The sequence below is a fragment of the Bradyrhizobium sp. CIAT3101 genome (assembly GCF_029714945.1).
Lineage (GTDB): Bacteria > Pseudomonadota > Alphaproteobacteria > Rhizobiales > Xanthobacteraceae > Bradyrhizobium.
Genome location: NZ_CP121634.1, coordinates 646,063 through 668,012, shown reverse-complemented (window position 1 = coordinate 668,012; position 21,950 = coordinate 646,063). Strand labels below are relative to the sequence as shown.

The window sequence follows — 21,950 nt, the reverse complement described above, 5'->3', positions numbered from 1 at the left end:
CATCATTTCTACGAAATGAAACCAAAGTCAGGCACGCGCGTTGGAACCTGTTTTCCTACGAGGGAACCCGGCGTTTCCACTTGGAAATGAGAGTCTTGGCGTGAAATTCACGCAACATGAGCCATGCGTGCGAGGGAACAGCACGCGTGACAATGTGGCTCCGCGATGACGTCGCCTTATTCCAACCTTGTATCGTCGAGCAGGCGCGCGAGGAACGCACGCACATCGTTCGGCGCATCGAAGTGACCGTTGACGCCGATGGCGCGGCGGCCGACCGAGAAGGAGAGCCCGTTCATGTCGGGCATGATCGCGAACACGGTTTCATCGGTGACGTCGTCGCCGATGAAGATCGGACGGCGTCCTTTGAATGGCTCGTGCTTCATCAGCTCGCGTACGCCGGTCGCCTTGGTGAAACCGGAATGCTTGATCTCGCAAACGAACTTGCCGGGCAGCACCTCGATCGGCGCATTCGGCAGATCGGCTCGGATCAGCGAGACAGCTTCGTAGATCGCCTTCTCGGCATGCGGCGCAAGGCGGTAATGCAGCGCCAGCGAATAGCCCTTGTCCTCGAGCAGAATGCCGGGGCTGAGCTTTGCGATCGCAGCCAGCCGCCGCTTCAGCTCCTTGTCCATCGGCGGCGCGTGCACGTCGTCGGCTTCATTGTCCACCGACAGGCGCATCTCCGCGCCGTGTCCGGCGACGGCGCGGAACACATCCGGCGCGAAAATCAGGTCAATGTCGTTGAGCGAACGGCCGCTGACCATGGCCAGCGCGCCGGATGTGCGCTCGGTCAGGCGATTAAGAGTCTCCGACAAGCCGGGCGGCACCCACACCTCGCGCGGCGTCGGCATCAAATCAAGCAGCGTGCCGTCGATGTCGAGCAGGATCGCAGTCTCGTTGAGATGCGGGACGAGCGCATGGGGCACGGGCACGGCGTCGGGTGCTTCATCTTCCAGCATGGGACGCCTCTGATCCAGTTCAGCAAGTTCTGATTTCATAAGTCTACTCCATAGAAGCCAGCGGCCGCGCGATTTGTTCGAGCGATTTGCGCTCCGCGGAGACGGCGTAGCGCCACGCCACGATCGCAGCCACGATCATCAAGACAGCCCCCAGCAGATAGCCGGCGAACACGCTGTTGCGTGATCCCGTATCGATCAGCGCGCCGAACAGCGCGGGGCCAGCGACCCCGCCAATACCGGTGCCCACCGCATAAAACACAGCAATCGCCAGCGCGCGAACTTCGAGCGGGAACGTTTCGCTCACAGTCAGATAGGCGGCGCTCGCCGCCGGCGAGGCAAAGAAGAAGATCACCATCCAGGCGATGGTCTGCCCCTGCGCGCTGAGCGCGCCGATCGAGAACAGATAACCTGACACCGCCAGCAGCAGGCCGGAGATACCATAGGTGAACATGATCATCGCGCGGCGGCCGAGCGTGTCGAACAGGCGGCCGAGCAGCAGCGGGCCGAGGAAGTTGCCGGCCGCGAACGGCAGCAGGTACCAGCCGACGTGATCGGCGCTGATGCCGTAGAAATCGGTCAGCACCAGCGCGAAGGTGAAGAAGATCGCATTGTAGAAAAAGGCCTGCGCGACCATCAGCACCAGGCCGACCAGCGAACGCTGGCGATAGGTGACAAACAGCGTGTGCACGACTTCGCTGATCGGGGTGTGATCGCGCATCTTCAGCCGCATCTTGGCGAAGCCTCGATCGCTCGCATCTTGATCATGCCCGATCACCGAACGCTCGATGTCGTCGACGATCGCGTGCGCCTGATCGGGGCGACCGTGGATCATCAGCCAGCGCGGGCTTTCCGGAATCCACATCCGCATCAACAGCACGACGAGACCGAGAGTCGCGCCGATGAGATAGGCAAGGCGCCAGCCGAGATCTGGACCGATCACCGCGGGGTCAAGCAGGACGATCGCGGCGACCGCGCCCATCGCCGCACCGATCCAGAAACTGCCGTTGATGACGAGATCAGTCCAGCCGCGATAGCGCGCCGGCACCAGTTCCTGAATGGTCGAGTTGATCGCCGTGTATTCGCCGCCGATGCCGGCGCCGGTCAAAAAGCGGAACAGCGCATAGCTTGCAATACTCCACGACAGCGCGGTCGCAGCCGTCGCGGAGAGATAGAGCGCGAGCGTGATGAAGAACAGCTTTTTGCGGCCGATGCGATCGGTCAGCCAACCGAAGCCGAGCGCGCCGAGCACGGCGCCGGCGAGGTAGGCCGAGTTGGCAACACCAAGATCGAGGTTCGAGAAGTGCAGTGTCGGGCTCTGCTTCAGCGCACCTGAGAGCGCGCCGGCCAACGTCACCTCAAGCCCGTCGAGGATCCAGGTGATGCCAAGCGCCAGCACCACGCGGGTGTGGAAGCCGCTCCAGGGCAGCGCATCGAGCCGCGCGGGAATGCTGGTCTCGACGATGCGATCGGTCGCGGCCGCCGTCGAGACTGCAGGTCCATCGTTCAGCGCTCGGCTCTGCTGCAATTCCATCGCGTTGCTGGGTCATGGGGGTGCGGCATTCCGCCTGCCACCTGCGACAACGTCTGCGGCAAGGGCCGGTTCCCATGGAACAGCGTCCGGGCAGATGCATGGCTCACGTCAGAAAGACGACACATTCGCGGACAGCACGAAAGTGAAGCTCAGGCTGCGGCAGTTGTTGGAGAGGGAGTCTTCGCGCCGCTCATTCCGCTGTCGTCCTGGACAAGCGTAGCGAAGCGGAGCGCTGATCCAGGACCCATAACCACAGGAAGTGGTTTGGCGAAGACTCGGAGTTATCAGCCCGCGCCACGACCCCTCCCTGGGGTAATGGGTCCTGGCGTTCGCCAGGACGACACTGGAGAGTGGCGCTAGAGCGTTGCCCTACGCCGCCCGGATGTTCGCCATGAACCGATCGAGCTCGGCGCGGAGGCGGGTGCTCTCGGACGACAGCGTCTTCGCCGAGTTCAGCACCTCTTCCGAGGCCGAGCCGGTCTCAGCCGCGCCGCGATTGACCTGACCGATGTCGGTCGCGGCGGTCTGGGTGCCCTGCGCGACGGTCTGGACGCTGCGCGCGATCTCCTGGGTCGCGGCGCCCTGCTGCTCGACGGCACTCGCAATCGACGTCGAGATCGACGAGATCTGGCCGATGGTCGCGCCGATCTCCTTGATCGCGGCGACCGACTCAGCGGTGGCGCCCTGCATGCCCGTGATGTGCGAGGATATCTCGTCGGTGGCTTTCGCCGTCTGGCTGGCCAGCGACTTCACCTCGCTCGCGACCACGGCGAAGCCGCGGCCGGCCTCGCCGGCGCGGGCCGCCTCGATGGTGGCGTTGAGTGCCAGAAGATTGGTCTGCTCGGCAATCGCCGTGATCAGCTTGACCACCTCGCCGATCTGCTGGGCGGCATGGGAGAGTTTTCCGATGCGGCCGTCGGTCTCCTTGGCCTGAACCACGGCGGCCTCGGCGATCCGGCTGGAGTCGCGGACCTGGCGGCCGATCTCCTCGACCGAAGCCGAGAGCTCTTCCGTCGCGGTTGCGACCGACTGCATATTGCTCGACGCCTGCTCGGACACACCGGCGACCTGGCTCGACAGCGCTTGGGTGGTCTCGGCGGTGCGGGTCAGCGTGGAGGCCGAGGATTCGAGCTGCACGGCCGAAGCCGAGACGTTGGACACGATGGCGCCGACGGCGCTCTCGAAATCATCGGCAAAGCGGATCAGCTCGCCGCGGCGGCTTGCGGCCTGCTCCCTGTTCTGGGCTTCGCTGGCGGCGGCATCGCGCTCGGCCTTGGCGACCGCCTGAACCTTGAACTCCTCGACCGCGCCGGCCATCTCGCCGATCTCGTCCTTGCGGCCCAGGCCCGGCAGGACGACATCGAAATTGCCCGAGGCCAGTTCGCGCATCGCCTTGCACATCGCGATCATCGGCCGCGAGATGCCATTGCCGAGCATCAGGGCCAGCACGGCACCGATGGCGAGGCCACCCAGCGCCAGCATCAGCATCAACCGCTCGGTTTCCCCGATCGTCACATTGGCGCTCGCCTCGATGCGCTGCTGATCGGCCGACAGGTCAGACCGCAACTCGCCCGAGAGCTTCAGAATGGACGCGGCCGTCTTGGTCATCTCGCCGTTCGACTTGACGATGATCTTCACGTTGTCGGAAAGCTTCGCAAACGACGTGCGGTACTGCTTCAGCAGACCACCGATCTCGGTGACGCGGTCGGTGATCTTCTGGTCGTTGGCGTAGATCGAGACCAGCAGCGTCTCCAGGAACTTGATGCGGGCGACGACGCCGTCAGCGGTCTTCGGCTCAGGCTTGGCGACGAAGGCGCTGACCGAGGTGGAGACCGCGAGATATTGCGAGGTGATGTCCTTGGCCGTGGTCTGGACCGAGGCGAGACCGGCGAGCGCCGCGGTGTCGGCGAGGTCGTCGAATTTGAAGCGGATCTTGTTGCCGACGCTGTTCAGCTCATCGGTCGCGATCTTGTTGTTCTCGCGCGTCAGCGTGATGATCTCGCCGAACACCTTTGCGAAGCGCTGGAACTCGGCCTCGAGCTTGCCGACCTCCTCGCGTCGCGCCGCCCCCGTCGTGGCCGACATCGACTTGGCAATCGCCGCCTTCAGATTCTCCTCGGCCGCCTTGGCCGCGGTCTCGTCGTCCGCCGCGCCGGTCAGCGTGTAGGCCCGGGTCAGCCCCTGATAGCTGATCAATTCGCGATCGATGGTGCGCGCCAGGTCTGCTTCCGCCACGCTGGTCCGGTAGGACGCGACGGCACCCGCGATTCGCTCGAAGCCGAAATAGGCAAATGCCATGCTGACGGCGAGGATGGCCAGCACCGCCACGAAGCCGAGGATGATTTTTGCACGAAAACGCAAGGTGAAGAGCTTCGATGAGCTCGGCTTCGACTTCGCAGACATTCCCCCACCCCATTCCATTCGCGGAAAACCAGGCGCAGCCGGGAAGCAGCCCGCTCCCCGACTCAAATGCACGGTAAATGGCAAAGGATAAGCCGCGGTAAATTTACCGCTGTCGCAACTTGCGGTTAGGTGACGCGGTCTGAGCCCCTACGCCGCCCGGATGTTCGCCATGAACCGATCGAGCTCGGCGCGGAGGCGGGTGCTCTCGGACGACAGCGTCTTCGCCGAGTTCAGCACCTCTTCCGAGGCCGAGCCGGTCTCAGCCGCGCCGCGATTGACCTGACCGATGTCGGTCGCGGCGGTCTGGGTGCCCTGCGCGACGGTCTGGACGCTGCGCGCGATCTCCTGGGTCGCTGCGCCCTGCTGCTCGACGGCACTCGCAATCGACGTCGAGATCGACGAGATCTGGCCGATGGTCGCGCCGATCTCCTTGATCGCGGCGACCGACTCGGCGGTGGCGCCCTGCATGCCCGTGATGTGCGAGGAAATCTCGTCGGTGGCTTTCGCCGTCTGGCTGGCCAGCGACTTCACCTCGCTCGCGACCACGGCGAAGCCGCGGCCGGCCTCGCCGGCGCGGGCCGCCTCGATGGTGGCATTGAGCGCCAGTAGATTGGTCTGCTCGGCAATCGCCGTGATCAGCTTGACCACCTCGCCGATCTGCTGGGCGGCATGGGAGAGTTTTCCGATGCGGCCGTCGGTCTCCTTGGCCTGCACCACGGCGGCCTCGGCGATCCGGCTGGAGTCGCGGACCTGGCGGCCGATCTCTTCGACCGAGGCCGAGAGCTCTTCCGTCGCGGTTGCGACCGACTGCATGTTGCTCGAAGCCTGCTCGGAAACGCCGGCGACCTGGCTCGACAGGGCCTGCGTGGTCTCGGCCGTGCGGGTCAGCGTGGAGGCCGAGGATTCGAGCTGCACGGCGGAAGCCGAGACGTTGGACACGATGGCGCCGACGGCGCTCTCGAAATCATCGGCAAAACGGATCAGCTCGCCGCGGCGGCTTGCGGCCTGCTCCCGGTTCTGGGCTTCGCTGGCGGCGGCATCGCGCTCCGCCTTGGCGACCGCCTGAACCTTGAACTCCTCGACCGCGCCGGCCATCTCCCCGATCTCGTCCTTGCGGCCCAGGCCCGGCAGCACGACGTCGAAATTGCCCGAGGCCAGCTCGCGCATCGCCTTGCACATCGCGATCATCGGCCGCGAGATGCCGGTGCCGAGCAGGAAGGCGAGGACCGCACCGAGCAGCGTGCCGCCGACGGCCAGCATCAGCACCAATTGCTCGGTCTTCCCGATCGTCGCGGCCGATTCCGAATCGAGCCGCTGCTGCTCGGCAACCAGATCCGCCTTCATCGCGGTCGCGCCGCGCAGGATCGCGCCCGCCGAGCCGCTCATCTCGGTGACGAGCTCGTCGACCATCTTGGCGTTGGCGATCAGCTTCTCCAGCGCTTCGCGGTAGGCGACGAGGATGGTCTTGGCGTCCTTCAGGCCGGCGACGATCTTGTCGTCCATGGAATAGACCGCGCCGAGCGAGTTCTCGACGAATTTCAGCCGCGCCAGAGCACTGGTCGCGATCGCCTGGTCTGACGTCAGCACGAAATTGGTCGCCGCCGCGCTCGCGGTCTGGAACTGGGCGTTGACCTGCTTGGTGCCGAACTCGATCGACTGCGCCTCGGAATCGGAGGCGTTGTTGCCGATGTCATCAAGCTTGTACTTCAGCAGATTGGCCTGGCGCGAGAGCTGGTTCTGCACCAGCAGCGTGCTGTCGCGCTTGGCCTGGAGGACCTTGGCGAAGGTCGCGGCGAAGTTCGCAAACTCCTTGGCGAGCTTGTCGAGGCCGTCCTGCCGCGCCGGCGTCTTGGCGCTCTTGACGGCCAGGTCGATGGCAGCCTTCAGGCTGGCTTCGGCATCCAGCGCCGCCTTGGCGTCTTCTTCCTTGCCGGTGACGACGAAAAATTTGACGGCCGAGCGGTAGCCGAGCAGCTCACGGTCGATGTTGCGGGCGAGATCGGCCTCCGAGACGCTCGAGCGATAGGACCCTACGCCGGATGAGACCCGCTCGAAGCCGAAATAGGCGAAGGCCATGCTGCCGGCGGAGATCACCAGCACTGCGGCAAAACCGAGGATGATCTTGGCGCGAAACCGGAGGGTTGGAAACAAGCTGCGCTTAGACGGCGACGCGGTACGCCCGGACATTCCAACCCCCATTTATTCTCTTCAGCCGCGACCGGAGGCGCCCCGCCCCCAGACCCGGATGCGCAAAACTAGGGCACAATGAATAAAGGGCGGTAAATTTGGCACACCTCGCGCGACCCGAGGCGTCATGGGCCAAAGGCCGACCGCTTGGGATGACGGCTGGCATCCCACCCGGGCCCGGCCACGCCATCCGGGGATCGCCTGGCCCGCCCGCAAACCATCGTGCGTCCGCCGGACTCAAATGACTTTTCCATGACCGGAGCGACCAAAATCCTAGTTGCCAAGCCCGGGGGCGACGGTCTCTAATTAGAAACAATCAAAATCATCCCGGGAGGACTACAACCGTGTCTACAGTCAAACTGACGGTGAACGGCAAGGCCGTTGCTGTCGACGTCGAGGACCGCACGCTGCTGGTCCATCTCTTGCGCGACCATCTCAACCTCACCGGAACCCATGTCGGCTGCGACACCAGCCAGTGCGGCGCCTGCGTCGTCCATATGGACGGCAAGGCGGTGAAGTCCTGCACCATGCTGGCCGGCCAGGCTGATGGCGCCAACGTCACCACCATCGAAGGCATCGCCAAGGGCGACGAGCTGCACCCGATGCAGGCTGCCTTCCGCGACAATCACGGCCTGCAGTGCGGCTATTGCACGCCGGGCATGATCATGTCGGCGATCGACATCGTGCAACGCCATGGTGGCCAGCTCGACGAAGCCACCGTGCGCCACGAGCTCGAAGGCAATATCTGCCGCTGCACCGGTTACCACAACATCGTCAAAGCCGTGCTGGATGCAGCCGGACGCATGAAGGTCTCGCAGGCGGCCGAGTAAAGCGGCTCGCCTCGAATAAAGAACCACCGCTGCGGCTTTCGAGGGAAAGCGCAGTCAAAACAATTCCGGTCGGGAGGACCAGACATGGGTGTTGAAGGCATCGGCGCGCGCGTCGTGCGCAAGGAAGACAAGCGTTTCATTACCGGCAAGGGCCGGTACGTTGACGACATCAAATTGCTGGGCATGACCCATGCCCATTTCATCCGCAGCCCGCACGCGCACGCCAAGGTGAAGAAGATCGACTCTTCCGCCGCGCTGAAGATGCCGGGCGTGGTCGCGGTGCTCACCGGACAACAGCTGGTCGACGACAAGGTCGGCAACCTCATCTGCGGCTGGGCCATCACCTCCAAGGACGGCAGCCCGATGAAGATGGGCGCATGGCCGGCGATGGCGCCGGAGACCGTGCGTTTCGTCGGCCAGGCCGTCGCGGTCGTGATCGCCGACAGCAAGAACCTCGCGCGCGACGCAGCGGAAGCCGTCGTCGTCGATTACGAGGAACTTCCCGCGGTCGCCGACGTCCATGCCGCCATCAAGGCCGGCGCGCCGCAGCTCCATCCCGAGGCCCCCGGCAACCAGGTCTATGACTGGGTGATCGGCGACGAGGGTGCGACGGATGCCGCCTTCGCCAAGGCCGCCAATGTGGTGAAGATGGACCTCACCAACAACCGCCTGGCGCCAAACCCGATGGAGCCGCGATCGGCGATCGCCGACTACGACACGGCGGAGGAGCATTTCACCCTCTACACGACGTCCCAGAACCCGCACGTGGCCCGCCTCGTGCTGTCGGCGTTCTACAACATCGCGCCCGAGCACAAGCTGCGCGTGATTGCCCCCGACGTCGGCGGCGGCTTCGGCTCGAAGATCTACATCTATCCGGAAGAGATGGTGGCGCTCTGGGCTTCCAAGCGGACCGGCCGCCCCGTGAAGTGGACCAGTGACCGCACCGAGGCCTTCCTCACCGACGCACATGGCCGCGACCACGTCACCCATGCCGAGATGGCATTCGACGCCAGCAACAAGATCATCGGCCTGAAGGTGAAGACCTACGCGAATTTCGGCGCCTACATGTCGCTGTTCTCTTCGGCGGTGCCGACCTATCTCTACGCGACGCTGCTGTCGGGCCAGTACAACATCCCGCAGATCCATGCCGAGGTGATCGGTGTCTACACGAACACCACGCCGGTCGACGCCTATCGCGGCGCGGGCCGTCCAGAGGCGAGCTACCTGATCGAACGAATGATGGAGACCGCCGCGCGGCAATTGAAGGTCGACCCGGCCCAGCTGCGCCGGAGCAACTTCATCACCCAGTTCCCGCACCAGACGCCCGTCATCATGGCCTATGACGTCGGCGACTTTAACGCTTCGCTCGACGCGGCGATGAAGGCGATCGACTATGCCGGCTTCGCGGCCCGCAAGGCGCAGGCGAAATCGCAAGGCAAGCTGCGCGGCATCGGCTTGTCCTGCTACATCGAAGCCTGCGGCATCGCACCGTCGAAGGCGGTCGGTAGCCTGGGCGCCGGCGTCGGCCTTTGGGAATCGGCCGAAGTGCGCGTCAACCCGGTCGGCACCATCGAGGTATTGACCGGCTCGCACAGCCACGGCCAGGGCCATGAGACGGCGTTTGCTCAGCTCATTTCGGAACGCTTAGGGGTTCCGATCAGCCAGGTTTCGATCGTCCATGGCGATACCGACAAGGTGCAGTTCGGCATGGGCACCTACGGCTCGCGTTCCGCGGCCGTCGGTCTTACCGCCATCCTCAAGGCGGTTGAGAAGGTCGAGTCCAAGGCCAAGAAGATCGCTGCGCACGCGCTCGAAGCCTCGGAGGCCGACATCGTCATCGAGAACGGCGAGTTCAAGGTGACGGGTACCGACAAGGCGATTGCGCTGCCGATGGTCGCGCTCGCGGCCTACACCGCACACAATCTGCCTGACGGGATGGAGCCGGGCCTGAAGGAAAGCGCCTTCTACGACCCCTCCAACTTCACCTTCCCGGCCGGCGCCTATATCTGCGAGCTCGAGGTCGATCCCGGCACCGGCAAGACCTCCTTCGTCAATTTCGTCGCGGCCGACGATTTCGGCCGGCTGATCAACCCGATGATCGTCGAGGGCCAGGTCCATGGCGGCCTGGTTCAGGGCATCGGACAGGCGCTGCTCGAGCACGCCATCTACGACGGCAACGGCCAGCCGGTGACGGCCTCGTTCATGGACTACGCCATGCCGCGCGCCGACGATGTGCCTTCGTTCAATCTCTCCCACACCACGACGCTGTGCCCGGGCAATCCCTTGGGCATCAAGGGTTGCGGTGAGGCCGGCGCAATCGGCGCCTCCGCGGCCGTGATCAATGCGATCACGGATGCGATCGGCAAGAACAATCTGGAAATGCCCGCAACCCCGGATCGGGTGTGGCGCACGATCCACGCGACTTGAGAGGGAGGAACGAAAATGTACCAGACCACATATCATCGCGCTTCCTCGGTCGACGAAGCTGCCAGCCTGTTCGGGAAAAGCAGCGAAGCGAAGTTGCTCGCGGGCGGCCAGACATTGCTGCCGGTGATGAAGCAGCGGCTTGCGAGCCCCTCCGATGTCATCGACCTCGGCAAGATCAAGGAGCTGATCGGCGTCGAGGCCTCGGGCGACACCCTGACAATCAAGGCCGCCACGCCGCATTATGATGTGGCGACCAGCGATGCCGCAAAGAAGGCGATCCCCGCGGTCGCCTATCTGGCCTCGCTGATCGGCGACCCCGCCGTGCGCTATCGCGGCACCATCGGCGGCTCGATCGCCAACAACGATCCGGCCGCGGACTATCCGGCTGCGCTGCTCGCGCTCGGCGCCACCGTGAAGACCAACAAACGATCGATCTCGGCGGAGGATTTCTTCAAGGGCCTGTTCACGACGGCGCTTGAAGACGGCGAGATCATCACCGCCGTATCGTTCCCGGTCCCCGCGAAAGCAGGCTATGCCAAGATGCGGCATCCCGCTTCGCGCTTCGCGCTGACCGCCGTCTTCGTCGCACAGACGAAGTCGGGCGAGATTCGCGTCGCCGCCACCGGCGCCTCGCAGAGCGGCGTGATGCGCGTGGGCGCCATCGAGGCTGCGCTGAAGGCGAACTGGTCGCCGTCGGCGATCGACAGTGTCAACATTCCGGCGAGCGGATTGTTGGCCGATATCCACGGCACGGCAGAGTACCGCGCCAATCTGATCAAGGTGATGGCACAGCGCGCGGTGGCTGCCGCCGGCTAACATCGCGACCTAGCGACTCAACACAAATCTTCCGCGGCGCGCAGCAATGCGCGCCGCTTTTATTATGCGCCCATGCATGAAAAGCGCTTGCCTCGCTGGCGTGAAGGCGAGAAAAGTTAATCAGCCAATTAACTCGCCCCCAGAGAGGAACGTCAGAGGCGCCAGCCGAACCATCGGCATCCGCCCGCGACCCGAGGAAACAACAACGTGCTCGACAAACCAGCCCAGACCACATCCGTCCGCACCTCCGGCCCTCTCGCGGGCTTCCGCGTCGTCGAATTCGCCGGCATCGGACCGGGCCCGTTCGCCTGCATGATGCTGGCCGACATGGGTGCGGAGGTCGTCACGCTCGACCGCGTCGGCGCGAAGAAGAGCATGAAGTCGGTGGCGGGCCGTGGTCGCAAGGTGATCGAGCTCGATCTCAAGGACAAGACGTCCATCGCGCAGGTGCTCGACCTGCTCGCCAGCGCCGACGCGCTGGTCGAAGGTTTTCGTCCCGGCGTGATGGAGCGGCTCGGGCTTGGGCCGGATGTCGTGCTCGCACGCAATCCAAAGCTGGTTTACGGCCGCATGACCGGATGGGGCCAGCAAGGCCCGCTTGCGAATGCCGCCGGTCATGACATCAACTACATCTCGATCACCGGTGCGCTGGCCGCGATCGGCACCAGGGAAGCCCCGGTGCCGCCGCTCAATCTGGTCGGCGATTTCGGCGGCGGTGCGCTCTATCTCGTCGTCGGCGTGCTCGCCGCACTGCTGGAAGCATCAAAGTCCGGCAAGGGCCAGGTGGTCGACGCCGCGATGTGCGACGGCGCGGCGTCGTTGATGTCGTTCTTCTTCGACATGAAAACGCTGGGACGCTGGACCGAGGGCCGCAACCGCAACTTCCTCGACGGCGGCGCTCACTTCTATGGCGTCTATGAATGCGCCTGCGGTCATTTCGTTTCGATCGGCTCGATCGAGCCGCAGTTCTATGCGCTGCTGCGCGAGCATGCGGGCCTCACCGACGCCGACTTCGATGCGCAGATGGACCCCAAGGCATGGCCCGCGCTGAAGGAGAAGCTGAAGGCCGTGTTCAAGAGCAAGACGCGCGAGGACTGGTGCAACATCATGGAAGGCAGCGACATCTGTTTCGCGCCGGTGCTGACCATGTCGGAAGCGACCGAGCATCCGCACATGGTCGCCCGCGACGTCTTCATCGAGCGCCATGGCGTGAAACAGCCGGCGCCGGCCCCGCGCTTCTCGCGTACGCCGTCGACGGTTCGCGAGCCGGAAGGTGCCGAGATCGGCGCGGTCACCGCTGCGTGGAAAGCGGGCCGCTAAGGCACTCTTGCGGGTTGCCACAAGGCACCTTTTGCGTCACTTCGCGTTTCAAACAAGTGACACAAGGTGCTTCCCGTGAACCAGACTGACCGTCCGCGTCCCTCCCAGACCATGCGCGTCGGCGCAGCCATTCTCGGCAACGCGCTCGAATTCTATGATTTCACGGTCTACGCGGCCTTTGCCGTCTGGCTCGCCAAGGCGTTCTTTCCGGCGGACAATCCGAACACGAGCCTGCTGCTGACGGTTGCGACCTTCGGCGTCGGCTTCGTGGCGCGACCGCTGGGCGGCATCGTCATCGGCGCCTATGCCGATCGCTACGGCCGCAAGCCCGCGATGACGCTGACCATCTGGCTGATGGCGCTGGGCACCGGAATGATCGGCCTGTTGCCGACCTACGACCAGATCGGATTGCTGGCACCGGTCCTATTGGTACTCGCGCGGTTGCTGCAGGGTTTTTCGACCGGCGGCGAGATGGGGCCGGCGACGACCTATCTGCTGGAGAGCGCGCCTTCGCACCGCAAAGGTTTCTTCGGAAGCTGGCAACTCGCCAGCCAGAACCTGGGCAGCCTGTTCTCTGCGCTCGTCGGCCTTGGCCTGGCATTTCTGATCACGCCCGGCGCCAACGACAGCTGGGGCTGGCGCGTTCCCTTCCTGCTTGGAATCCTGATTGCGCCGGTCGGCTACTTCATCCGCAAGAATCTCGATGAGACGCTGGATGCCGAGGAGGCCCATGGCACCATGGGCGGCGTGCTCTCCGACATCCTCGCCAACCACTGGGGCAAGATCGTGCTGTGCATCTTGCTGATCTCCGGCGCGACCATCGGCCAGTACTTCTTCCTCTATACCGCGACCTACGCCATCAACACGCTGCATTACAGCCAGAGCTGGGCGATGACGGCCAACTTCGCCACCTTCGTGAGCGGCACGATCTTCGCTCTGCTCGGTGGCGCGCTCGCGGACAGGTACAGCCTGAAGACCATCGCCGTGGTCCCGCGCATCATCGTGACGTTGCTGTTCTACCCCGCGTTGCTCCTGGTGGTGTCGTCGGGCTCGCCGGCCGTGTACGTGGTCACCGTCGCCGTGCTGATGGCGTTCCATGCGATGTCCGGCGGCGCCGGCATCATCCTCATCCCGCTGATCTTCCCTGCGATCGTCCGCACCTCCGGACTGTCGATCGCCTACGCACTCGGCGTCACCATCTTCGGCGGCACGGCGCAGCTCGTGTTCACGGGGATCATCGGGGCGACGGGGGACAAGCTGTCATGGGTCTGGTACGTCGTCGCCATGGGCGCGGTCAGCATCCTCGCCACGATGGTGATGCGAATGCCTGAGGGAGTGGAGCGGCGGCGGAGTGCCACGACGGATGCTGCGGTGGCAGGGTCGTCGCTCTAGAGCTGGCGAACTCGCTCTCGTAGGGTGGGCAAAGGCGCGAAGCGCCGTGCCCACGGTCTTTCTGAAGCAACCAATAGTGGTGGGCACGCTTGCGCTTTGCCCACCCTACGGCAGTGCGTGACGGCAGAAGTGCCTGACGTCTACGCCTTACGCCGCCGTATCCACCTTCAGCACCCCGCGACGGATCTGGTCTTCCTCGATCGACTCGAACAGGGCTTTGAAATTGCCCTCGCCAAAGCCGTCATCGCCCTTGCGCTGGATGAACTCGAAGAAGATCGGGCCGATCGCGTTGGCCGAGAAGATCTGCAGCAGCACCTTGGTCTGGCCGCCGTCGACGACGCCCTCGCCATCGATCAGGATGCCGTTCTTCTGCAAGCGCGCGACGTCCTCGCCATGCTTGGGCAGGCGCGCATCGATCCGCTCGAAATAGGTCTCGGGCGGCGACGGCATGAACGGCAGGCTCGCATCGCGCAGCCCCTCGATGGTGTGATGGATGTCGCGGCAGCCGCAGGCGATGTGCTGGATGCCCTCGCCGCGGTAGATCGTCAGATATTCCTCGATCTGGCCGGAATCGCCGGCATCCTCGTTGATCGGAATCCGGATCTTGCCGTCCGGGCTGGTCAACGCGCGCGAGAATAGGCCCGAGGCGCGGCCCTCGATGTCGAAGAAACGGATCTGGCGGAAGTTGAACAGCTTTTCGTAGAAGCCCGTCCAAACGTCCATGCGGCCGCGATGAACGTTGTGGGTGAGATGGTCGAGATAGAACAGGCCGGCACCGTGGGGCCGCGGGTCGCGCGCATCCAGCCACTCAAATTCGGTATCATAGGCCGAGCCCTTGGCACCGTAGCGATCGACGAAATAAAGCAGGCTGCCCCCGATGCCCTTGATCGCGGGCACGTCGAGCGTCTTCTGTGCGGATGACGCGTCCGCCGGCTCCGCACCAAGCGCAATCGCGCGGTCGTAGGCCGCCTTCGCATCGACCACGCGGAACGCCATCGACGGCGCGCAGGGGCCGTGCGCGGCGACGAACTCGTAACCGTGGGTGCCGGGCTCCTCGTTGACGAGATAGTTGATGTCGCCCTGGCGATAGACCGTGATCCTCTTGGTCTTGTGGCGCGCGACGGGCGCGTAGCCCATCAGCTTGAACAGATCATGCAGCTCCTGCGGATTGGGGTGCGCATATTCGACGAACTCGAACCCGTCGGTGCCCATCGGATTATCGGCGCTGATCGTGGCCGGCGGTGCATCGTGCGGAAACGGACCCATGGTGTTCTCCCAGATTGCTGCTGGAAAGAATTATCCTTCATCATCCGCGCAATGAGCGTGCAAATGAGAGACGATTTGGCTATCTTATGCACGATCCGTGCACGAAATGGACAAAAGACGCATGATCTCGGTAGATGCCTTCGACCTCAAGATCCTCGGCGCGCTCCAGGATGACGGCCGCCTCACCAACCAGGAGCTTGCCGAGCTCGCCGGCCTGTCTGCCTCGCAATGCTCGCGCCGCCGGATGCGGCTGGAGGAGGAGAAGGTCATCGCCGGCTACCACGCCGACCTCTCCAGCGAGGCGCTCGGCTTCGGCGTGATCGCCTTCATCCAGGTGGGGCTCGCGACCCATTCGCCGGACAACTCCAAACGCTTTCGCGCGCTGGTGAACCGGATCGACGAGATCCAGGAGGCCTATTCGCTCACGGGCGACGCCGACTACGTGCTCAAGGCCGTGCTGCGCGATCTCAAGGGACTCTCCAATCTCGTCAACGACGTGCTGATGCCGCATCAGAGCGTGGCGCATGTGCGCTCATCGATCGTGCTCGACCGGCTCAAGGAAAGTTCGCGGCTGCCGCTGAAGGATTTGAAAGCTGGCTGAAATCGAGGGAACTACGCCATTCGCGTCGCTGGCGCGATCTGCGATGATCGGGCCCAATTTGCGGAGATTCACCCATGGCCCTCCAGCTGCGACCGAACTGCGAATATTGCGACCGCGACCTGCCGCCAAGCGCAACGGATGCGCGGATCTGCTCCTATGAATGCACGTTCTGTGCGGATTGCGTGGAGACAAAGCTCTCCAACGTCTGCCCGAACTGCGGCGGCGGCTTTGCCCCGCGCCCGATCCGCCCGACGCAGGAATGGCGGCCGGGCGTCTGCACGAGCAAGCAGGCGCCCTCGGACAAGCGGGTGCATTTGAAATACAGCGTCGACGACGTCGCGGCGCATTGCGCGCGGGTCAGGGACGTGGCGCCGGAGGAGCGATAGGTCTCGTAGGGTGGGCAAAGGCGCGTTAGCGCCGTGCCCACGTCATCGGTTTGGTGGGCACCCTCCGCTTTGCCCACCCTACGGCACCGGAATGCGCAGGCTCACTCCGCCGCCAAAATCGTCCCCTCGACCTCACCGAACCCGACGCGATACCCGTTGCCCTGGCACCAGCCGCGCATCACGAGGCTGTCGCCGTCCTCCAGGAACGCGCGCTTGGCGCCACCGGGCAACTCGGCCGGCTCGGTACCGTTCCAGCTGATTTCCAGCAAGCTGCCGCGCTGGTTCTTCTCCGGGCCGGAGATGGTGCCGCTCCCGAGGAGATCGCCGACATTCATGGCGCAGCCGGAGGACGCGTGGTGCATCAGCTGCTGCACCGAGGACCAGTACATGTATTTGAAATTGGTGCGGCTGATGCCGGCAGGCGCGTTGGCGCCGGCAGCACGCAAGGAGACATCCAGCTCGAGATCGTAGTTCTGCGGCTTGGCCTGCTTGAGATAATCCAGCGGCACCGGCTCCTGCGCCGGCCCCTTCAGCCGGAACGGCTCCAGCGCCTCGCGCGTCACCACCCAGGGGCTGATCGAGGTCGCGAACGCTTTGGCGAGGAACGGTCCGAGCGGCACATATTCCCATTGCTGGATGTCGCGCGCGCTCCAGTCGTTGAGCAGCACGAAGCCGAAGATCATCTCTTCGGCCTGGCTTTCCGTGAGCATGCCGCCCATCGGCGACGGCTGGCCGATCACCGCACCCATCTCCAGCTCGAAATCGAGCCGCTTGCAAGGCGCGAAGCTCGGCACCTCGACATTCGGCGGCTTCAATTGCCCGCGCGGACGTTTCACCGTGGTGCCGGATACGACGACGGTGGAGGCGCGGCCGTTGTAGCCGATCGGCATATGCAGCCAGTTCGGCTGCAGAGCATTGTCCTTGCCGCGGAACATCACGCCGACATTGGTGGCGTGCTCTTTCGACGAATAGAAATCGGTGTAGCCGGAGACCGCGAACGGCATGTGCAGCTTTGCATCACGCATCGGCACCAGCGCGCAGCTGCGCAGCTCCTCGTTGTCGCGCAGTTCAGGATGATCGTGCCGCAACAGCTCGCTGATCCGCGCCCGTGTCTTGCTCCAGACCTTCGGCCCCAGCGCCATGAATGGATTGAGCGAGGGGCCGGAGAACACGCCGAGCGGACCGACATCGAGCCGGGAATCCTGCTCGAGCTCCCAGAGATCGAGCACATAGCTGCCGATCGCAACGCCGACCCGCGGCGTCGGATTGGCCGCGGTCGAGAACACGCCATAGGGCAGGTTCTGGATCGGGAAGTCGGAGACGGGGTCGATGTCTATGAAGGAGCGGAGGCTGGGATCGTTGGGGTGGGGCATTGGTTTCCCGTGGCGCAGCGGTGACGGTGTCACCCTCCCCTGGAGGGGGAGGGTCGGCTCATATTGAGCGCAGCGAAATATGAGACGGGGTGGGGTGATCTCTCAACACTGGCAGTGTTCCCTGCGGAGAGACTGTCACCCCACCCCGCTCGCTAAAGCGAGCGACCCACGAGCGAGCTTCGCTCGTCTCGGACCCCTCCAGGGGAGGGTAAGAAATCTCACGGCCGGTTCGGATCGAACCGCTTCTCGAGCCCCTTCCAGCAATCCGCATAATCGTCCTGCAGTGTGGACGCGTTCGCGGCATGCGCCGTGACGCGCTGCGGGTAGCGGGTTTCGAACATGAAGGCCATCGTGCCCGTGAGCTTCACCGGCTTCAGCTCGCCGTTGCTGGCATGCTCGAAGGCGTCGCGGTCCGGGCCGTGCGGCAACATACAATTGTGCAGGCTGATACCGCCCGGCACGAAGCCCTGCGGCTTTGCATCATAGACGCCATAGATCAGGCCCATGAACTCGCTCATGATGTTCATGTGATACCAGGGCGGGCGGAAGGTATTGTCGGCGACCATCCAGCGCTCGGGGAAGATGACGAAGTCGATATTCGCGGTGCCCGCGGTCTCCGACGGCGAGGTCAGCACCGTGAAGATCGAGGGATCGGGATGATCGAAGCCGATCGCGCCGACCGGCGAGAAGGTGCGCAGATCGTATTTGTAGGGCGCATAATTGCCATGCCAGGCGACGACGTCGATCGGCGAATGCGGCAAGGTGGTCTTGAACAGCGAGCCGCCCCACTTCACGAACAGCTCCGTCGGCGTGTCCTTGTCCTCGTAGTTCGCGACCGGTGTGAGGAAGTCGCGCGCATTGGCGAGGCAATTGGCGCCGATCGGCCCGCGCTCCGGCAGCGTGAAGGCGCCGCCGTAATTCTCACAGAGATAGCCGCGCGCCGGACCGTTCGGGATCTCGACGCGAAACTTCACGCCGCGCGGGATCACCACGATCTCGCCGGGCTCGGCATCGATGCGGCCGAACTCGGTGACGACGCGAAGATTGCCCTGCTGAAGCACGAACATCAGCTCGCCGTCGGCATTGTAGAAGTGCTGGTCCACCATCGACTTGGTGATGAGATAGACATGCGCGGCCATGCCGGCCTGGGTGTTGACGTCACCCGCGGTCGTCATCGTCTGCACGCCCTGGAGAAAGGTCACCTCCTCCTTCGGCAGCGGCGTCGGGTCCCAGCGCAGCTGCGCGATCGGCAGATCATATTCATGGCACGGCGCCGAGCGCCACAGGCCGGCATCGACCTTCTCGAACCGGCCGGAATGCTTCACCGAGGGGCGAATGCGATAGAGCCAGGAGCGCTCATTGGTGCCGCGCGGTGCGGTGAAGGGCGAGCCCGAGAGCTGCTCGGCATAGAGGCCGTAAGCGCAGCGCTGCGGCGAGTTGCGCCCGATCGGCAGCGCACCCGGCAGCGCCTCGGTCTCAAAACTGTTGCCGAAGCCGGACATGTAGCCCGGCGTCACCTGCGCCGAGCTCCGGATGATCTGATCAGGCGAGGTATTGATGTTCATGACTATCCTCCTCCTTGCAGGGCCGCCCACATTTCCTGGTCGCGCTTGTCGGTCCAGATCACGGGATCGTCGATCCCGGATGCTTCGTCATAGGCGCGCGACACGTTGAACGGCAGGCAGTGCTCGTAGATGGCGAAGCTGTGGAATTTCGGATCCATCACCTCGCGCGTCGCGGCCATCGACTCCTTCAGCGTGCGCCCCCTGGCGACGGAAACTTCCGCCGCACCATAGAGCGAGGTGACGAAGTCGCGCGTCATCGCGATGGCCTCGCGCACGGTGGCCGTGCCCTTCAGCGCATCGCCGCGGCCCGGCGCGATCGCCTTGGGATTGAAATTGCGGATCTCGTTCAGCGTCAACGGCCATTCGCGCAAATGCGCGTCACCGCAATAGCAGGCCGAGTGATATTCGATGAGGTCGCCGGAGAACATCACTTCGGCATCCGGCACCCAGGCGACGATATCGCCGGAGGTGTGGCCGGCGCCGAGCTGCATCAGTCGCACCTCGCGCTTGCCGAGATAGATCGACATCTCGCCTTCGAAGGTCAGCGTCGGCCAGGTCAGGCCGGGAATGCTCGCGGCATCCTGGAACAGACGCGGGAAGCGGCCATATTCGGAATCCCAATCCTGCTGGCCGCGCTCCTCGATCAGGCGATAGGTCTCCTGCGAGGCGACGATGCCCTGCGCCTTGTAGGCGGAGGCGCCGAGCACGCGTACGGCGTGATAATGCGACAGCACGACATATTTGATCGGCTTGTCGGTGACGGTTTTGACGCGCTCGATCACCTTGTTGGCCATCGCCGGCGTCGATTGCGCATCGAACACGAGGCAGCCGTCGTCGCCGACGATGATGGCCGTGTTGGGATCGCCCTCGGCGGTGAAGGCGTAGAGATCGGTGCCGATCTCGGAGAAGGTGATCTTCTTCTCGGAGAGATCGCCGGTGGATGCGAAGTTCTTCGCCATCAGTTCGTCCTTCAAGTCTCGGGTTATTGTTGTTGCTGTTGCTGTTGTTGCTGCTGGCCGTCGATCATGCGGCGTCTCGCCAGCGCGAGCGCTTCCCGCAATACGTCGATGTCGCCGATGTGATTGGCGAGGATCAAAACCAGCGCGGCGTCGAAATCGGCGCTCTGCTCGTCAGTAAGACCGCGATGCGCCTCGACGACGGCGCGAAAGGCATCATCGGGTCGCGCAAAATTGGAGCTGGTGGAAAGCGGCATCCGAAACCTCAATTCAAGCCTGCGGCCCGCGACAGTGCCGCCGTGATCGCCGCACGCGTCGGATGGCGGAAGCGCGCGGCGACGTAGCCGTCGGGCCTCAGGAGATAGGCAGAGCCCGGCTCGGCGTCATAACGCTTCGCGACAAAGCCGGAGGGATCGGCAAGTCCGCCCTCCCCGCCGATACGAATATCCTTGACGCCATCGGGCGTATCGATCGCCGCGCCATTGCTGAACGACAGCAGGGTAAAGTCCGTTCCACCCTTGCGGAACGCATCCGTCAGATAGGCCTGCTCGCCAATGGGTGCGTCGGGCATGGAGCAGCCGGGCGACGGTCCGCCGCTCCACGCCTCCGCATCCGGTGACGACAGTGACGTGTCGTAGCTGCACGGCACCGACAGCCTTCCGCCATTGACCATGCGCTTGCCGAACTCGGTTTCCTTGGCCAGCGACAGCACCGCCTGACGCAGCCGGGCTTCCTGATGCGAATTCGGCGCCATGAAATCGGTCGAGCGGGTGGATTCGCGGATATTCTCATCGGCCGCCAGGCTGCGCTCGACATGGTAGCTTTCGAGCAGGCTCGCGGGCGAGGTGCCACGCAGCACGCGGTCAAGCTTCCAGGAGAGATTTTCGGCGTCTTCCAGTCCCGAGTTCGCACCGCGTGCGCCGAACGGCGAAACCTGATGCGCGGAATCGCCGGCAAAGATCACGCGGCCGTGGAGGAAGCGATCCATCCGCCGGCACTGGAATTTGTAGAGCGAGATCCACTCGAACTCGAACTTGTCGTGCCCGAGCATGCGCGCGATCCGCGGCCGCACGTTCTCCGGCTTCTTCTCGACTGTGGGATCGGCATAGCGATTGAGCTGGAGATCGATGCGCCAGACATTATCTGGCTGCTTGTGCAGCAGCGCCGAACGTCCCTGATGAAACGGCGGATCGAACCAGAACCAGCGCTCGGTCGGGAATTCCGCCGTCATCTTCACGTCGGCGATCAGGAACTGATCCTCGAACACCTGCCCCGCAAACTCGGCGCCGACCATCTGCCGCAGCGAGGAGCGCGCGCCGTCGCAGGCAACGACATATTGCGCATGCAGGCGGTAGGCGCCTTCGGGTGTCTCGATCGTAAGCGCGACGGAATCGTTGCGCTGTTCGACCGACGTGACTTTGTTGCGCCAGCGCAGGTCGACCGCGGGCAGATCGCCGATGCGATCGACCAGATAGGCCTCGGCGTAATATTGCTGGAGATTGATGAAGGCCGGCCGCTTGTGGCCGGCCTCCGGCAGCAGGTTGAACTGATAGAGCTGGGACTCGCCGTGGAAGATGCGGCCGACGCTCCACACGACGCCCTTGTCGACCATGCGGTCGGCGACGCCGAGCCGGTCCCAATATTCCAGCGAGCGCTTCGAGAAGCAGATCGCGCGCGAGCCCTCGCCGATGCGGTCGGCATCGTCCAGAAGGACGACGCGCTGGCCGCGCTGAGCGAGATCGATCGCCAGCGACAGCCCGACGGGCCCGGCGCCAACGACCACAACCGGATGCTCGGCCGGGTTTTGACCGGTTCGATCCTGATCGGGGTGGCGGCGATAGCCGAACTGGGTTTTGGCCTGATGCGTATTGGCCTGCGCCATACACTAACCTCGGCTCTGGTCAGGGGAGGACTGATCTGCTAGATAGTCTCACGTGC

The 21,950-nt window shown here is 64.2% G+C and carries 17 protein-coding genes; 7 read left to right on the top strand and 10 right to left on the bottom strand.

Features of this window, described 5'->3' with window-relative positions; all coding sequences use genetic code 11:
- Positions 1–176: 176 nt before the first annotated feature.
- The 4 genes from otsB to QA645_RS02970 form a co-directional block, all read right to left on the bottom strand.
- Positions 177–998 (bottom strand): trehalose-phosphatase, encoded by an 822-nt coding sequence (gene otsB / locus QA645_RS02985; RefSeq protein WP_254191374.1) that lies wholly within the window; start codon positions 996–998, stop codon positions 177–179.
- 4 nt (positions 999–1,002) lie between these two features.
- On the bottom strand, positions 1,003–2,490 hold the full coding sequence (locus QA645_RS02980; RefSeq protein ID WP_283048099.1) for an MFS transporter: 1,488 nt from the start codon (positions 2,488–2,490) through the stop codon (positions 1,003–1,005).
- 369 nt (positions 2,491–2,859) lie between these two features.
- On the bottom strand, positions 2,860–4,893 hold the full coding sequence (locus QA645_RS02975; RefSeq protein ID WP_283048097.1) for a HAMP domain-containing methyl-accepting chemotaxis protein: 2,034 nt from the start codon (positions 4,891–4,893) through the stop codon (positions 2,860–2,862).
- A 147-nt stretch (positions 4,894–5,040) separates the two neighbouring features.
- Positions 5,041–7,080, bottom strand: a complete 2,040-nt coding sequence (locus tag QA645_RS02970) for a HAMP domain-containing methyl-accepting chemotaxis protein (RefSeq protein WP_283048095.1) — start codon at positions 7,078–7,080, stop codon at positions 5,041–5,043.
- A gap of 344 nt (positions 7,081–7,424) precedes the next feature.
- Between QA645_RS02970 and QA645_RS02965 the strand changes: the two genes are divergently transcribed.
- The 5 genes from QA645_RS02965 to QA645_RS02945 all read left to right on the top strand — a co-directional run bounded on the left by QA645_RS02965 (position 7,425) and on the right by QA645_RS02945 (position 13,865).
- Positions 7,425–7,910 (top strand): (2Fe-2S)-binding protein, encoded by a 486-nt coding sequence (locus QA645_RS02965; protein ID WP_254127777.1) that lies wholly within the window; start codon positions 7,425–7,427, stop codon positions 7,908–7,910.
- A gap of 84 nt (positions 7,911–7,994) precedes the next feature.
- A complete protein-coding gene (locus QA645_RS02960) occupies positions 7,995–10,337 on the top strand; it encodes a xanthine dehydrogenase family protein molybdopterin-binding subunit (protein ID WP_283048092.1) in 2,343 nt (780 codons plus the stop codon).
- Between the two features lie 15 nt (positions 10,338–10,352).
- Positions 10,353–11,153, top strand: a complete 801-nt coding sequence (locus tag QA645_RS02955; protein WP_254127775.1) for a xanthine dehydrogenase family protein subunit M — start codon at positions 10,353–10,355, stop codon at positions 11,151–11,153.
- 207 nt (positions 11,154–11,360) lie between these two features.
- A complete protein-coding gene (locus tag QA645_RS02950) occupies positions 11,361–12,473 on the top strand; it encodes a CaiB/BaiF CoA-transferase family protein (RefSeq protein ID WP_283048089.1) in 1,113 nt (370 codons plus the stop codon).
- Positions 12,474–12,548: 75 nt separating this feature from the next.
- Positions 12,549–13,865, top strand: a complete 1,317-nt coding sequence (locus QA645_RS02945; RefSeq protein WP_283048087.1) for an MFS transporter — start codon at positions 12,549–12,551, stop codon at positions 13,863–13,865.
- A gap of 147 nt (positions 13,866–14,012) precedes the next feature.
- On the opposite strand, the gene hppD is transcribed toward QA645_RS02945, so the two are convergent.
- Entirely contained in the window at positions 14,013–15,131 is a 1,119-nt protein-coding gene (gene hppD, locus QA645_RS02940; RefSeq protein ID WP_283048086.1) for a 4-hydroxyphenylpyruvate dioxygenase, read from the bottom strand.
- Between the two features lie 121 nt (positions 15,132–15,252).
- Between hppD and QA645_RS02935 the strand changes: the two genes are divergently transcribed.
- Both QA645_RS02935 and QA645_RS02930 read left to right on the top strand, forming a co-directional pair.
- Positions 15,253–15,732, top strand: coding sequence for an Lrp/AsnC family transcriptional regulator (locus QA645_RS02935; RefSeq protein ID WP_254127770.1), 480 nt, complete (start codon positions 15,253–15,255; stop codon positions 15,730–15,732).
- A 74-nt stretch (positions 15,733–15,806) separates the two neighbouring features.
- Positions 15,807–16,118 (top strand): DUF1272 domain-containing protein, encoded by a 312-nt coding sequence (locus QA645_RS02930; RefSeq protein WP_283048083.1) that lies wholly within the window; start codon positions 15,807–15,809, stop codon positions 16,116–16,118.
- A 101-nt stretch (positions 16,119–16,219) separates the two neighbouring features.
- Here QA645_RS02930 and fahA read toward each other — a convergent pair whose 3' ends face one another.
- The 5 genes from fahA to QA645_RS02905 all read right to left on the bottom strand — a co-directional run bounded on the left by fahA (position 16,220) and on the right by QA645_RS02905 (position 21,894).
- The gene (fahA, locus tag QA645_RS02925; protein WP_283048081.1) at positions 16,220–17,491 is read right to left on the bottom strand and encodes a fumarylacetoacetase; all 1,272 of its coding nucleotides are present in this window, start codon (positions 17,489–17,491) and stop codon (positions 16,220–16,222) included.
- A 218-nt stretch (positions 17,492–17,709) separates the two neighbouring features.
- Complete coding sequence (gene hmgA / locus QA645_RS02920) at positions 17,710–19,056, bottom strand: homogentisate 1,2-dioxygenase (protein ID WP_283048079.1); 1,347 nt, start codon at positions 19,054–19,056, stop codon at positions 17,710–17,712.
- A 2-nt stretch (positions 19,057–19,058) separates the two neighbouring features.
- On the bottom strand, positions 19,059–20,015 hold the full coding sequence (locus tag QA645_RS02915) for an MBL fold metallo-hydrolase (RefSeq protein WP_254191363.1): 957 nt from the start codon (positions 20,013–20,015) through the stop codon (positions 19,059–19,061).
- A gap of 23 nt (positions 20,016–20,038) precedes the next feature.
- Complete coding sequence (locus QA645_RS02910; RefSeq protein WP_254127765.1) at positions 20,039–20,269, bottom strand: DUF2783 domain-containing protein; 231 nt, start codon at positions 20,267–20,269, stop codon at positions 20,039–20,041.
- 8 nt (positions 20,270–20,277) lie between these two features.
- Positions 20,278–21,894, bottom strand: coding sequence for an FAD-dependent oxidoreductase (locus QA645_RS02905; protein ID WP_283048077.1), 1,617 nt, complete (start codon positions 21,892–21,894; stop codon positions 20,278–20,280).
- Between the last annotated feature and the right edge of the window lie 56 nt (positions 21,895–21,950).

Coding starts and splice junctions, on each gene's coding strand:
- otsB (WP_254191374.1), bottom strand. CDS start 998: ATGAAATCAGAACTTGCTGAACTGGATCAGAGGCGTCCCATGCTGGAA.
- QA645_RS02980 (WP_283048099.1), bottom strand. CDS start 2,490: ATGGAATTGCAGCAGAGCCGAGCGCTGAACGATGGACCTGCAGTCTCG.
- QA645_RS02975 (WP_283048097.1), bottom strand. CDS start 4,893: ATGTCTGCGAAGTCGAAGCCGAGCTCATCGAAGCTCTTCACCTTGCGT.
- QA645_RS02970 (WP_283048095.1), bottom strand. CDS start 7,080: ATGTCCGGGCGTACCGCGTCGCCGTCTAAGCGCAGCTTGTTTCCAACC.
- QA645_RS02960 (WP_283048092.1), top strand. CDS start 7,995: ATGGGTGTTGAAGGCATCGGCGCGCGCGTCGTGCGCAAGGAAGACAAG.
- QA645_RS02955 (WP_254127775.1), top strand. CDS start 10,353: ATGTACCAGACCACATATCATCGCGCTTCCTCGGTCGACGAAGCTGCC.
- hppD (WP_283048086.1), bottom strand. CDS start 15,131: ATGGGTCCGTTTCCGCACGATGCACCGCCGGCCACGATCAGCGCCGAT.
- QA645_RS02935 (WP_254127770.1), top strand. CDS start 15,253: ATGATCTCGGTAGATGCCTTCGACCTCAAGATCCTCGGCGCGCTCCAG.
- QA645_RS02930 (WP_283048083.1), top strand. CDS start 15,807: ATGGCCCTCCAGCTGCGACCGAACTGCGAATATTGCGACCGCGACCTG.
- fahA (WP_283048081.1), bottom strand. CDS start 17,491: ATGCCCCACCCCAACGATCCCAGCCTCCGCTCCTTCATAGACATCGAC.
- hmgA (WP_283048079.1), bottom strand. CDS start 19,056: ATGAACATCAATACCTCGCCTGATCAGATCATCCGGAGCTCGGCGCAG.
- QA645_RS02915 (WP_254191363.1), bottom strand. CDS start 20,015: ATGGCGAAGAACTTCGCATCCACCGGCGATCTCTCCGAGAAGAAGATC.
- QA645_RS02910 (WP_254127765.1), bottom strand. CDS start 20,269: ATGCCGCTTTCCACCAGCTCCAATTTTGCGCGACCCGATGATGCCTTT.
- QA645_RS02905 (WP_283048077.1), bottom strand. CDS start 21,894: ATGGCGCAGGCCAATACGCATCAGGCCAAAACCCAGTTCGGCTATCGC.